Consider the following 11,828-nt stretch of genomic DNA (forward strand, 5'->3'; position numbering starts at 1 on the left):
CGCGCACCAGCAGGCATTTGCCTAATGCAGCGTCGTGTCGGTCTCGACGTCCGCCTCCGCGATGACATACTCATCCCCCTCCCCGGCGAAGAACATCGTGACGCGTTCTTCCTCGTTTTCTGGAGGCGGCCGATCGGGGAAATGTTCAGCCCAGGCGCCGTTTACGTAGGACAAGAGGGTGGACCAGGCGATTGCATGATTCGGGTGCGTCGACAGGAAGACCTTTCCCAGGTGCTCGATCATCAGGACGACAACGGACATACGCCTACTCCGCCACCTTGACTCGCGAGAACATCTGCAAAGACGAGGTCGCGGAGAGAGGATCAGACCATCAACGGCTTCCGGCTGGGTCGGAAGTGCGAATGCCCGACAAAATCTGTTCCACTTCGAAGAGATCGCCCGACGTCTCGACACCAGGTCCGCAGAGGCGAATGATCATTCGCCCCTCGACTACCTTGCTTCCTATTCGAGGTGCGGATCCGAGGCCAAAATGAACGCCTGGCTTGTCGAGCACATGCTGATAGAGCCGCCAATAGCGGCGCCATTCAGCCGCGCTTCCGCTCGTGGAAATGGTCATATGACCGGATCGGAGCGGCACATACGACACATCGCGGCTTAACTGTGCGCGTTCGATCGCAAAGCAGCGCGCCCCACGGCTTGCAGCGACTTGCGCCGCTTTCCTCAGCAACCCCGTCCGCACCGACCGGTCAGGCCAGCGAATTGGGGCGAGGATTGCGATTTCATAGCTTGGCTGATCGCCGCTCCCGACCTCGTGGACTTGAAAAGTCGGGAGCTGGGGCCCGCTTTTCGCAGGCGCCGGGTCGACGTGCGCGGCCGAGACGAGGGCGAGCACGCCGCACCACCAGTTGCCCCGTGTGGCCCGGGCCGAGCGTCGCAGCAGCCGGCCAAAGCATTGCCGTGTTCCGGAGGCGTCAGCGGCGGAGGCGAACCGTACCATCGGATCCGCCTCCCCGCTCAGCTCGCCCTTGCAATCACGACGCGCGCGGGCCGCACAAGCCGGCTAGCAACCCTGTATCCGGGCTGGAGGGTCTCGAGGACCAGGCCGTCACCTGTCTCGTCATCAGATCGCGATGAGATCGCATCATGGATGTTGGGGTCGAACGCCTGGCCCGTGCCGGGGCATATTCGCTCGACGCCCACCTTGATCAGCGCATCCAGAAACGCGCGACTGGTCGCCCGGAGCCCGTTTAGCAGGGCATCGACACTCGGCTGGGTTCCTTCCTCGGTTCGGCTGGCCGCCTCGATGGCGAGATCGAGGCTGTCCAGAGCGGGAACGATTTTCGAGACCAGGTCTGCAATGCCGGTCTCGCGCCCCTCGGCACGCGCGCGATCGGCTCGCTTCCTGGCATTCTCGGCATCGGCCAGCGCACGCAGGAGCCGCTCCCGCAGCTCGTCGGCTTCCGATGCGGCCGCCTGCTTGGACTCGGGCTTCTCCACCTCCTGCTCCTGCGACTCCGGAGACTGCCCTCCTTCAGCGATGTCGTCCTGGTTCATTTGACCGAGCCTTCATTTATCCGTGCAAGCGGCAGGCGCCACTTCACCAAACAGTAATCAGCGGAACGGACCGGATCACTTCTTCGCGTCGTCCGCCTCCTCGAACTCCGCATCCACAATCCCGTCGTCTGCCGACGACGTGCTGCCCGGCTCGGCGCGCTGGGCGCTGGCGACTTTCTGGGTCGCAGACTGCAGATCCTCGCCGCGCGCGCGGATATCCTCGATCTGGTCGCCCTGCATGGCCGTCTTCAGGTTCGAAACCGCGTCTTCGACGGCTTGCCGATCCGTGGCCGCAACGCGATCCCCTGCATCCGCAAGCGTCTTTTCGGAGAGGAAGATCAGAGCGTCGGACTGGTTCTTCGCTTCCGCCAGTTCGCGCCGCTTCCTGTCCTCGCTCGCATGCTCTTCGGCGTCCCTGACCGCACGCTTGATGTCTTCTTCGCTCAGTCCACCCGACGACTGGATGGTGATTTTCTGCTCGCGCCCGGTCCCCTTGTCTGTCGCGGAAACGTTCACGATGCCGTTTGCATCGATATCGAACGTCACCTCGATCTGCGGCACGCCTCGGGGCGCCGGTGCGATGTTCTCGAGATTGAACTGGCCGAGGAGCTTGTTGTCCTCGGCCATTTCCCGCTCGCCCTGAAAGACCCTGATGGTCACAGCGGGCTGGTTGTCCTCTGCCGTCGAGAAGGTCTGGCTCTTCTTGGTGGGTATCGTCGTGTTCCGGTCGATGAGCTTGGTCATCACGCCGCCGAGCGTCTCGATGCCCAACGACAATGGCGTGACGTCGAGGAGCAGCACGTCCTCGACCTGGCCCTTCAGCACGCCGGCCTGGATCGCTGCGCCGAGTGCCACGACCTCGTCAGGGTTGACGCCCTGGTGCGGCTCGCGCCCGAAGATGGTCTTCACCGCCTCGACGACCTTCGGCATGCGGGTCATCCCGCCAACCAGCACCACTTCGTCGAGCTGGTCGGCCTTGAGCCCTGCGTCCTCCAGCGCCGCCTTGCACGGCCCCACGGTGCGGGAGATGAGGTCATCGACCAGCGCCTCGAGCTTGGCGCGCGTGAGGCTGATGTCGAGATGCTTCGGACCGGATTGGTCCGCGGTAATGAAGGGCAGGTTGACACTCGTCTGCGACGCCGAGCTGAGCTCGATCTTCGCCTTCTCGGCCGCTTCTTTCAGGCGCTGGAGCGCGAGCCGGTCCTGGCGCAGATCGATCCCCTGCTCCTTGCGGAACTCGTCCGCGAGAAAGTCGATGATCCGCTTGTCGAAATCCTCGCCGCCGAGAAAGGTGTCGCCGTTGGTCGACTTTACTTCGAACACGCCATCGCCGAGTTCGAGAATGGATACGTCGAACGTGCCGCCGCCAAGATCATAGACCGCGATCGTGCCTGCCTTCTTCTTTTCCAGCCCATAGGCAAGGGCGGCAGCCGTTGGCTCATTGATGATGCGCAGAACCTCGAGACCGGCGATGGTCCCTGCATCCTTGGTCGCCTGCCGCTGGGCGTCGTTGAAATAGGCCGGAACGGTGATGACGGCTTCGGTAACCGGCTCGCCCAGATATTTCTCGGCAGTCTCCTTCATCTTGCGCAGGATGTGCGCGGAGATCTCGCTGGGGCTCGACTTCTTCCCGTTCACCTCGACCCAGGCGTCACCATTGGCGCCGGGAACGATCTTGTAGGGCACCATGCCCTTGTCCTTCTGGACGATGGGGTCATCGTAGCGGCGTCCGATCAGGCGCTTGATCGCGAAGAGGGTCTGCTCCGGATTGGTAATGGCCTGACGCTTCGCGGCGGCTCCGACCAGCACCTCGCCATCGGGGCGGAAGGCCACCATGGATGGGGTGGTCCGGGCACCTTCGGCATTCTCGATGACCTTGGGCTCCTTGCCCTCCATCACCGCGACGCAGGAATTGGTGGTGCCGAGATCGATGCCGATTGCTTTCGCCATGCCAGCCTCCGAATGAGAAGATCGAACATCGACGATGGAGAGTATCGCGCTCGTGAGTCCTGACCTGGATCAGTTGTCGCGCAAGGCCCGCTCAGACACCCATGGACGCACGCGGATTCTCGTCATGACGCTGAGCCCAGCTCCGGGCGAACTCCTCAAGCTCGGCGTCTCCGGAAGGCAGATGCACCATCAGGCGGACCAACTGATTGCCGCGTGAACCGTCCCGCCGGTGGAACCCCTTGCCCTTGATCCGCAGCGTGCGGCCCGAGCTCGATCCCTTCGGGATCGTCAGCAACACCGGTCCGTCGACGGTCGGGGCCCGCACCTTGGCGCCGAGCACGGCTTCGTCCCAGCGCACCGGCAGGTCCAGCAATACATCGTCGCCTTCGCGCGTAAAGAAACGGTGCGGCTGAATTTCGAGGATGACGATCGCATCGCCAGCGCCTCCGGGACCATCCTCACCCTGCCCGCGAAGACGCAGCTGGGTGCCGGACTCGAACCCTGCCGGCAGCTTGAGGTCGACAGCCTTCCCACCCCCCAGGTCGATATGCTGCGGTCGCAGCGCCGCGGCATCCTCGAAGCTGACATTCAACCGGTAGGCGACGTCCGCTCCGCGGGGGCGATACGACCCGTGCCGGCGCGCTCCACCCGCAGTGTCCCCGCGGCCGAACAAGTCGCCGAAGATGCTGGCGAAGTCGGCCTCGTCTCCGCTAAATTCGAAGGTTGTCGCGCCGCCATCGGCGCCCGCCCGGAACCCGCCGCGCCGGGCGAAAGGACCGGCGCCATCGAAATCGGAGAAGCCGAAGGGAGCCTTCGGATTGCCGTCCTCGTCGATCTCGCCGCGATCGTAGCGCGCTCGTTTGTCCTTGTCGGTGAGCAGGTCGTAGGCTGCGGTCACGGCACCGAAGCGTTCCGCCGCCCCGGGCTTATCCGCGTTACGGTCGGGATGATACTCCTTGGCGAGCTTGCGATATGCCTTCTTGATCGTGGCATCGTCGGCATCGCGCGGGACGTTCAGGGTTTGGTATGGATCCGCCATTCTATTCAGTCCCTGTCCCGGCCCCTCATCGCCTGCGATCGCCCCGCGCTGCAGATGAGATGGCAAATCGATCCGTCAGAATCATCCGTTCGTCCCAAGCCCCCGCAGCTACCATCCGAGCTAGACCGACCCACCATCGTCTGGCGGGCTCAACGGCCTAGCCACAGCGTCAGAGCATGAAGAATGCTCTTCGTCTCCTGCACGTCGCGAACGGCGACTGCATCGACTCCGACGGTGACTGCCGGATAGTCGTTGCCACCCGGGAAAATCGAATCGCCCAGGAAAACCATGTCTTCCAAAGGAACGCCGCTCTCCGCGGCGAGCTTGCGAAGCCCGAAACCTTTGTCGATTCCTGCCCGGGTGATGTCTATCGAGGTGGTGCCTCCGATATTGACCGACCATTCTGTCAGGGTCCGCCTCAACATCTCCTGGAGCTGTAGCCGCTTGAGCCGATCCGGATCCCAGGCCTCCTTGGCCTCGAGCGGCGCCTTCTGCCCAATCCCTGAATAGGTGATCTGCGTGCCGCGGTCCTCGATCCGGGGGCCCCATGCGGGATCGCGATCGAGCCCGGCAGCCTTGATCGCCCGATCTAGCTCCTTGAGTATGTGGGCCTTCTCGGCCGGGGTGATTGCCTCCGAATAGGCTTGGCGCCACTCTCCGGCGAACCGGAAAAGCTTCGCTCCCGCCGTCGGCAGGATCCACAGCCGCCCCACCTCGGCACCCGGCGGCAGCCGATCGACGACCTGCTTCTTGAACTGAGGCCAGTCGCCCCCGGAAATCACCGCCACCTGCGCGAAGGACAAGAGCGCGGCAAGCAGCCCGGCTACCTCGTCATCGAGCGGGGCCTTGCTCTCGGCCAACGTGCCGTCGAGATCGAACGCCATCAGCTGCTTCACGCTGCCACCGTCCCAAGTGCCTCGACATCGCGCTCGCCTCGTGCGGTCATCGGGTTCGGCTCACCACATAGGCTGTTCCGTCGGCGCGGACGATAATGAGGTGGTATGACTTGTCCTCGCACTGCGCGCGCCAGACCGGCCCGTCCTTCTCGTCAGGCAGCCGCTCGGCTTGAATGACGTTCTGGCACGGAAGGCCGGCATCTCGGATCGCTCGGAAAAGCACGGCCTTCCGCGATGCCTCGTTGAGGTTGATCACCGCCTGCTGATAATTGTTTATCCCGTCGCTCGTGGCGGTCTGGCCGGCGGCAGGCTGTTCGGCCTTCTGCGTTCCGCATCCAGCGAGTGCGACGCACAAGGCGGTCGCGGCGAGGAACCGACGCATCGATCGTTCTCCCCTGCTCAATGGGCCAGCAGCAGCGGCTTCGGGGACCGCAGCAACATCTCGCGCGTGACCCCACCAAGGATACGTTCGCGAATGCGCGAATGCCCATAGGCGCCGAGAACCGCGAAGCTCGACCGCGAGTCGATGATGACGTTCAGCAGTTCCTCTCCCACGCTGAGCTCACCGCGGGGCACCGAGAGCAACTCCGATTGGATGCCATGATGCGAGAGATAGGAGGCGGCGCCGGCGGCGGGAAACTCGGGAGCGTCGTCCCCGATCGTCACGATCTGGACGCGCGCCGCCCGGCTCAGGAGCGGAACCGCGAAACGTAGCGCCTGCGCCGCCTCGAACGAAGCGTTCCACGCGACAAGCGCAGTTCCCTCGAGATCAAGCGTTCCGTTGTCATAAGGCACCGAGAGAATCGGAGCGCGCGAATGGACTGCGACATCGCCGACGAGGTCGAGTTCCGCGTCCCAGCCGCCTTCGTCGCTTTCGAGATGACTGAGGATGATCACGTCGCTCAGCCGCGATTGATCGAGAAGCACCGTCCCGGGAGAACCAGCTCCGCGTACCCAGTCGAAGGCCACGCCCTCGTCGCGCAGTCTGGCCTCCACGGCCGCGCGCGTGGCATCCTGTCGCTTCTCGTGCTCCGTGAAGAGCCTCACCGATGGGTAAACCCCGCCGAAGGGGTCGGCCATTGCGTAGGCCGACAGCGGCGCAGCCTGCGTGCCCGTCAGGTGAAGGTCGAATGCCCGGGCAAGCTGGACTGCCGCGTCAAGCCGCGCGTCCCCGCCCCTGTCCTCGGCCACGTGGAGCAATCCTGTTTTCATCTACCGATCCTTTCGATTGCGTGGTCGGCCGAAAGGCAATGGCCGCAGCAGCAGAAGGGTAAGCAGCGGAAGGATCGCGGACGCTGACATAGGTCAGACGCGGCGCCCGCCGATCGCTGCCGCCCGTCGGAGCGTGGACTGCGGAGGTCAGCTCACTCGTCGAGGAGCGCGCGGAGCATCCAGGCCGCCTTTTCGTGAACCGCCACGCGTTGCGTCGCGAGATCAGCGGTCGCCTGGTCGCCCGCTTCATCGGCCACAGGAAAGAGGCTGCGAGCCGATCGGGCAGTCGCCTCGTGACCCTCGGCCAGGATCCTGATCATGGCCTCGGCCTTCGGGGGCGTCTCGGGCGCATCGGCAAGAGAGCTGAGCCTGGCGAACTGCGCATAGGACCCCGGCGCCGGCTCACCAAGAGAGCGTATCCTCTCCGCAATCGGATCAACGGCGTTCCACAATTCGGTGTATTGCGCCATGAACATCGCATGCAGGCTGTTGAACATCGGCCCCGAGACGTTCCAGTGAAAGTTATGCGTCGTCAGATAGAGGGTGTAGGTGTCCGCCAACAAGCGGGCCAAGCCGCCGGTAACCTCTTTCCTCTTTGCCTCGTCGATTCCGATATTCATGGCCATTCGAATTGTCCTGCAAATGGCGCCGCCTCCGCGGTCACTATTCCGCCGATGCGGTCGCAGCTCCTATGCCATCCTCGGCCACGTGCGCGCCTGAGGTCGCGCCAACTCTAGCCCGCGAAGCGCGCGGCAAACTGACCCAGATCAGACGTGCACGCCAATGTCGCTGCTCGGGGAACGCCTGCCCTTTGATGTCCCCGATTTCGGCTGACGTGGGTCAGCGCGCGGGCTCGACTCGCAGAATAGGTGAACCGCGGCGGAGTACCGACTGGGCTTGGATGCCCGTAGCAGACAGGAGGATCCGAGATGGTTTCACTTTTCCGCACTGACGCCACGATCAAGAAGGACGTGGAGAGCGAGATCCAATACGATCCGTCGATCCAGCATGAAGACACGATCGCCGTCGCCGTGAAGGACGGCATCGTGACGCTGAGCGGCGTCACCAAGAGCTACATGGACTCGTATTATGCCGAGAAGGCGGCGAAGCGGGTTTCGGGGGTGAAGGCCGTCGCCAACGAGATTCAGGTCAAGCTCTCGACCGCGCGCCTCGATCCCGAAATTGCCGAGGAGGCGGTCAAGTCGCTGAAGCGCGAGCTGCCCAGCAGCGCCGACAAGATCAAGATCGTCGTCAAGAGCGGCTGGCTCACGCTCGAGGGCCACGTGGAATGGAACTTCCAGAAGGAATGGGCAGAACGCGCCGTCCGATCGATCGCCGGCGTGAAGGGCGTTACCAACACGATCACGGTCCAGCCCAGGGTCAACCCAGGCGACGTCAAGAAGAAGATCGAGGATGCGCTCGTGCGCAGCGCGCAGGTCGACGCGCAGCGCGTCCAGGTCGAGGTCGACGGCAGCAAGATCACGCTCAAGGGCACCGTGAGGACCTGGGCGGAGCGCCAGGAAGCTGAGCGGTCGGCTTGGTCTGCGCCCGGCGTGTCGAGCGTCGACAATCAGATCAGGATCCTGCCCTGATGCAATCGGCGGGGATGGCTTTGGCTATCCCCGCCTTCGCCGACTGCGCAGCATCGACCTGCACGTACCGATCGCCGACCGGCGTAACCTTGCCGACGGATTTGAGCGAGGGCCGGTCAGGTCGGCGGGAAGGTCGCGTCGATGATCGTCCCACTTGGCAACTGGCAGCGGCCTTGGCCACCGCCAGCCATGCCTGCGCCGGGCCGCATCAGCCGGAAATGGCACCGCATCTGCCCGTCCGGCCCGCCTAGGTTGGCCAGGACTCTTCCGCTATAATGGGTAAGCGTGCTCTGGGTAGGGCCCCAATAGGCCCAGCCGCGCCACCTCCACCGGTTGCCCCACCCGGTCCACAGCGGGCCGAGCTCTTCGACGGTTGTCTCGCTCGTGATCTGGAAGAACGGGCCTGCATAGGTTCCGCCCGTGCTTAGGTTAGCGGTCATCGTGCCCGATCGAGCACCACTCGATTTCCACACGAACGTCGCTGTCGTCGACCCGCCCCTCGAAACACCGATGCCGGACCCCGTGGTGGTGCACCCGGCTATGCCAAGAAGCATTGCGGGCAGGAGAGCAGCCCTGATTCCCTTCATCTTCACCTCAACCTCTTGCTCTATGCGTTTGATCGTCGCCCCTTCATCGATGGTCGCCGCGCTCCACTGGGCTACCGACCTCCTGCGGCCGAGCCACGTCGAGCGGCGATCTCGGGTTAGTCGCAAGGGCAATCCGGGCTCTGATCTATCTCAGCCCACCACCGGGCGACCGGGCTAGGTTGAGTCGGCGACATCAGAGCGGTTCGTCGCGCCATTCCTCGCGAAGACGGACCACGTTGCCAGCAAGGAGCCCTCAACTTGGATAGAAACGCAGGCACACTGGACCCCCAGCCAAGTCGACTGGAACAGCTCAGCACCGACTTCGCGGCGCTGGCGCCCAAGCTTCCGGACGGCCCGGAAAAGCAGGCTCTATCGCTGCTCCACGGCATGATTCAGGAATTGTGGCGCTCCGCCGGCTCGGCCCGCCCTGCCTTCGAGGCACCGGCCGGCGCGACTCTGGATGATCTGAAAAGCCTCCACGAGCACGCGCCCGCGATGGAGGGAGATGCGATCAATTCTCCTCTCAGCGTGGGAGCGAAGGCGCCAGAGTTCGCCCTGCTGGACGCTAACGGCCGGGAAGTCACCCTCTCATCCTATGCGGGACGGGCAATCGTCCTCGTCTTCTATCCGCTCGACTGGAGCCCGGGCTGCAGCAAGCAGTTGGACCTTTATCAGCAGGAATGGAGCGAGTTCGAGAAGCGCGACGTGGAGATCGTCGGGATTTCCGTAGATAGCCTTTACAGCCACGGCGCCTGGGCCGCCGCCCGCGGACTCTCGATGCCTCTCCTCGCGGATTTCAATCCCAAGGGAGAAGTCGCGCGCCGCTATAACGTATGGCGCGACGCTGATGGCTTTTCCGAGCGCGCGCTCTACATCATCGATGGAGAGGGCGTCATCCGCTACGCCCACGTCTCGCCGAAGCTCCAGCATGTTCCCGACATCTATGAGCTCTTCGCCAAGCTCGACGAGATTGTTGGAGCGCCAGCAACTGGGGGACGCGAATAATGGCGTCCGCGTATCGAGCACGCGGCTCGGCCGCCGCTCCGATCGTCATCTATGGAAGCCGTTGGTGCGGCATCACCATGATGGTTCGGCGGTATCTCGATCGAGCCGGGATCCCGTATCGCTTCGTCGACTGGGAAGCCCATCCGGAAGTGCGGTCGGAGCTCGAATGGCTGGCCGGAGGCAGGCTAGCCAGTCCGACGATCAAGATCGGGGGACAGGTTCTCGTGCAGCCCTCGATGCGCGAACTCGAATGGGCGCTGGCCCGCGCCGGATACCGTTAGCTTTAGGAATACGGCTCGCACTGGCCACTCGCCCCCCCCGGCCGGCGAGCCGTCGCACCGGGCAGCGTGATGCTATCACTCCGCCCGTCACGCTGTCCGGTGCCCTTCCCCACCAACAAATCTACGGCGCGCCCGTATTTCATGGGCGACTGGGCATGATGCCGCGGCCGCCACACGAATGGTTACCTCCAAACGCCCGAGGTACGACCGAACCGGCTCAGGGTTAGATCGGGGCCCGTTCTGATTTCTCGGGCGCGCCGGGCCGCCAGGCCCGTGCGGATCAAGTGGCGAGCCACGGATCGGGTTGGATAGTGGCAAGGGGCAACTCGTCCAGCGTCTTCTTCAGCTCGATTTCGTGCACGTGCACGTTGAGAGCTCCTGACTTCCGCATGATCTGCTGAGCCTTTTCCTCCGCGGCGGCATCGCGCGCTCGAACGAAGACGACCAATCCCCCCCCACGCAAATCGCGTTCCAAATCCTCTGCGCCAACTCCCCCAAGGATTGCGCTGCGGACGACCTTCGCAATTCCCGCTCCGGCCGCGCCGCCGGCGGCCGTAGCGGCAAGCACCGCTGCGAGTGCGCCGCCGGATGCCACGACCGGCAAAGCTGCCCCGAGCGCGGCAAGCGAGATCAACGTCCCGAACACCAGACCCGTGACCGTCGTCCCTTCATCGCGCGTTACGAGCTCGCGTCGTGGCAGCTCAGGTATCTCGGCCAGGTGGATGGGATCAGCATAGATCGCTGGCAGCTTCTTTAGGACCGCCTCACGGCTCGCCATCAGGTCGATATCGCTCTTGTCGAAGCCCGCGGCGCTGAGTGCGACGACCATGCTCTCGAGCAGTTCGAGATTGTGCACGGTGCCGACGACTTCCCGAGCCCGGACGGTTTGGACAATGCTCTGCTCCGACTCTTGCGGCACGCTGCGCTCCACTGATGACCGAAATACTCCACGTCTCCCCGGTCGCCGCTCGAAACGCCCTGATGTAAATCAGCCGTTGCTCCGCACTGCTCCCGCGTTCTTGGCGCTCGGGCCCGAGAGCGAAAAAAGTCACCCAAGCGGCTTCACGCCGTCTTGAACACGACTTCACCAGTACTAGCTAAATTGTGCCGGGTGCCTCTGCGGGCCCGGCAGGACAAGAGGGCGTCGGCTCTCTCTCCGACGCCTCAGATGTCCAAATTGCTCACAAGGAGGATTTGGCGATGAGAGCAGCGAATTATCTAGATCTGGCGCCCTATCGGCGCTCTACCGTCGGCTTCGACCGGCTTCTCGACCTGATGAACAATGCCGCGCCAGATGCGGCCGAGCCCTACCCGCCGTTCGACATCGAAAGGCGCGCAGACGGCACCTATCGCATTTCGGTCGCAGTTCCCGGCTTCCGACCGGACGAACTGGAAGTGGTGGCGCAACAGAACATGCTCACCGTCAGCGGAAGCAAAGCCGGGGGAGAACCCCAGGCCACGTACCTGCATCAAGGCATCTCCACACGCTCCTTCGAGCGTCGTTTCCCGCTCGCCGACTTCGTCATCGTGCAGTCGGCCGCACTGGAGAACGGGCTTCTGACCATCACGCTGAAGCGTGAGGTGCCCGAGGCGATGAAGCCACGCAAACTCGACATCGCCACCACCGCCCAGCCGGCATCCACGACCGAGAAGGACCAAGCCCAGGCCCAGGCTTGAGAGATTGCGCGCTATCGACAAGCCGTAAGCGTGGGCTGGAGGCCGCAGATCAGGCGGCTTCAGCGATCGGTTGC

Annotated in this window: 15 protein-coding genes; 4 read left to right on the forward strand and 11 right to left on the reverse strand. The window is 63.9% G+C overall.

Annotation, left to right across the window (positions count from 1 at the left end):
• Positions 1–21: 21 nt before the first annotated feature.
• The 9 genes from ET21_RS0121800 to ET21_RS0121835 form a co-directional block, all read right to left on the reverse strand.
• The gene (locus ET21_RS0121800; protein ID WP_030541341.1) at positions 22–261 is read right to left on the reverse strand and encodes a hypothetical protein; all 240 of its coding nucleotides are present in this window, start codon (positions 259–261) and stop codon (positions 22–24) included.
• A 70-nt stretch (positions 262–331) separates the two neighbouring features.
• Positions 332–958: a hypothetical protein gene (locus ET21_RS27910; RefSeq protein WP_156029326.1), complete on the reverse strand. Its 627-nt coding sequence runs from the start codon at positions 956–958 to the stop codon at positions 332–334.
• Between the two features lie 17 nt (positions 959–975).
• On the reverse strand, positions 976–1,515 hold the full coding sequence (locus tag ET21_RS0121805; RefSeq protein WP_030541342.1) for a nucleotide exchange factor GrpE: 540 nt from the start codon (positions 1,513–1,515) through the stop codon (positions 976–978).
• A 75-nt stretch (positions 1,516–1,590) separates the two neighbouring features.
• Positions 1,591–3,501, reverse strand: coding sequence for a molecular chaperone DnaK (gene dnaK / locus ET21_RS0121810; protein ID WP_272945237.1), 1,911 nt, complete (start codon positions 3,499–3,501; stop codon positions 1,591–1,593).
• Positions 3,502–3,556: 55 nt separating this feature from the next.
• Positions 3,557–4,504: a DnaJ C-terminal domain-containing protein gene (locus ET21_RS0121815; protein ID WP_030541344.1), complete on the reverse strand. Its 948-nt coding sequence runs from the start codon at positions 4,502–4,504 to the stop codon at positions 3,557–3,559.
• 149 nt (positions 4,505–4,653) lie between these two features.
• Positions 4,654–5,400 carry an HAD-IIB family hydrolase gene (locus ET21_RS0121820; protein WP_030541345.1) on the reverse strand — a complete coding sequence of 249 codons (747 nt, stop codon included), beginning with the start codon at positions 5,398–5,400 and terminating at the stop codon, positions 4,654–4,656.
• Between the two features lie 46 nt (positions 5,401–5,446).
• Positions 5,447–5,782: a hypothetical protein gene (locus tag ET21_RS0121825; RefSeq protein ID WP_030541346.1), complete on the reverse strand. Its 336-nt coding sequence runs from the start codon at positions 5,780–5,782 to the stop codon at positions 5,447–5,449.
• Between the two features lie 17 nt (positions 5,783–5,799).
• Positions 5,800–6,612: a universal stress protein gene (locus tag ET21_RS0121830; RefSeq protein WP_030541347.1), complete on the reverse strand. Its 813-nt coding sequence runs from the start codon at positions 6,610–6,612 to the stop codon at positions 5,800–5,802.
• A gap of 152 nt (positions 6,613–6,764) precedes the next feature.
• Entirely contained in the window at positions 6,765–7,238 is a 474-nt protein-coding gene (locus ET21_RS0121835) for a Dps family protein (RefSeq protein WP_030541348.1), read from the reverse strand.
• Positions 7,239–7,541: 303 nt separating this feature from the next.
• Between ET21_RS0121835 and ET21_RS0121840 the strand changes: the two genes are divergently transcribed.
• Positions 7,542–8,204 carry a BON domain-containing protein gene (locus ET21_RS0121840; RefSeq protein WP_030541349.1) on the forward strand — a complete coding sequence of 221 codons (663 nt, stop codon included), beginning with the start codon at positions 7,542–7,544 and terminating at the stop codon, positions 8,202–8,204.
• 116 nt (positions 8,205–8,320) lie between these two features.
• On the opposite strand, the gene ET21_RS0121845 is transcribed toward ET21_RS0121840, so the two are convergent.
• Positions 8,321–8,791, reverse strand: a complete 471-nt coding sequence (locus ET21_RS0121845; protein ID WP_237751638.1) for a hypothetical protein — start codon at positions 8,789–8,791, stop codon at positions 8,321–8,323.
• A gap of 258 nt (positions 8,792–9,049) precedes the next feature.
• Between ET21_RS0121845 and ET21_RS0121850 the strand changes: the two genes are divergently transcribed.
• Positions 9,050–9,796 carry a redoxin domain-containing protein gene (locus ET21_RS0121850; RefSeq protein ID WP_030541351.1) on the forward strand — a complete coding sequence of 249 codons (747 nt, stop codon included), beginning with the start codon at positions 9,050–9,052 and terminating at the stop codon, positions 9,794–9,796.
• Positions 9,796–10,077, forward strand: a complete 282-nt coding sequence (locus ET21_RS0121855) for a glutaredoxin family protein (RefSeq protein WP_030541352.1) — start codon at positions 9,796–9,798, stop codon at positions 10,075–10,077. Before ET21_RS0121850 ends, ET21_RS0121855 begins: the two co-directional genes overlap by 1 nt.
• 280 nt (positions 10,078–10,357) lie before the next feature.
• Here the strand turns inward: ET21_RS0121855 and ET21_RS0121860 are convergent, their stop codons facing one another.
• Positions 10,358–11,008, reverse strand: a complete 651-nt coding sequence (locus tag ET21_RS0121860; protein WP_237751639.1) for a hypothetical protein — start codon at positions 11,006–11,008, stop codon at positions 10,358–10,360.
• A 269-nt stretch (positions 11,009–11,277) separates the two neighbouring features.
• Here ET21_RS0121860 and ET21_RS0121865 point away from each other — a divergent pair, with 269 nt between their 5' ends.
• A complete protein-coding gene (locus ET21_RS0121865) occupies positions 11,278–11,754 on the forward strand; it encodes an Hsp20 family protein (protein WP_030541354.1) in 477 nt (158 codons plus the stop codon).
• Positions 11,755–11,828: the final 74 nt, after the last annotated feature.

Source organism: Sphingobium sp. DC-2 (genome assembly GCF_000722555.1).
GTDB classification, from domain to species: domain Bacteria; phylum Pseudomonadota; class Alphaproteobacteria; order Sphingomonadales; family Sphingomonadaceae; genus Sphingobium; species Sphingobium quisquiliarum.

Excerpts from the sequence above, each read along its gene's own strand:
- ET21_RS0121830 (WP_030541347.1), bottom strand. The coding sequence starts at position 6,612 with ATGAAAACAGGATTGCTCCACGTGGCCGAGGACAGGGGCGGGGACGCG.
- ET21_RS0121845 (WP_237751638.1), bottom strand. The coding sequence starts at position 8,791 with ATGAAGGGAATCAGGGCTGCTCTCCTGCCCGCAATGCTTCTTGGCATA.
- ET21_RS0121840 (WP_030541349.1), top strand. The coding sequence starts at position 7,542 with ATGGTTTCACTTTTCCGCACTGACGCCACGATCAAGAAGGACGTGGAG.
- ET21_RS0121835 (WP_030541348.1), bottom strand. The coding sequence starts at position 7,238 with ATGGCCATGAATATCGGAATCGACGAGGCAAAGAGGAAAGAGGTTACC.
- ET21_RS27910 (WP_156029326.1), bottom strand. The coding sequence starts at position 958 with ATGGTACGGTTCGCCTCCGCCGCTGACGCCTCCGGAACACGGCAATGC.
- ET21_RS0121825 (WP_030541346.1), bottom strand. The coding sequence starts at position 5,782 with ATGCGTCGGTTCCTCGCCGCGACCGCCTTGTGCGTCGCACTCGCTGGA.
- ET21_RS0121855 (WP_030541352.1), top strand. The coding sequence starts at position 9,796 with ATGGCGTCCGCGTATCGAGCACGCGGCTCGGCCGCCGCTCCGATCGTC.
- ET21_RS0121805 (WP_030541342.1), bottom strand. The coding sequence starts at position 1,515 with ATGAACCAGGACGACATCGCTGAAGGAGGGCAGTCTCCGGAGTCGCAG.
- ET21_RS0121865 (WP_030541354.1), top strand. The coding sequence starts at position 11,278 with ATGAGAGCAGCGAATTATCTAGATCTGGCGCCCTATCGGCGCTCTACC.
- ET21_RS0121815 (WP_030541344.1), bottom strand. The coding sequence starts at position 4,504 with ATGGCGGATCCATACCAAACCCTGAACGTCCCGCGCGATGCCGACGAT.
- ET21_RS0121800 (WP_030541341.1), bottom strand. The coding sequence starts at position 261 with ATGTCCGTTGTCGTCCTGATGATCGAGCACCTGGGAAAGGTCTTCCTG.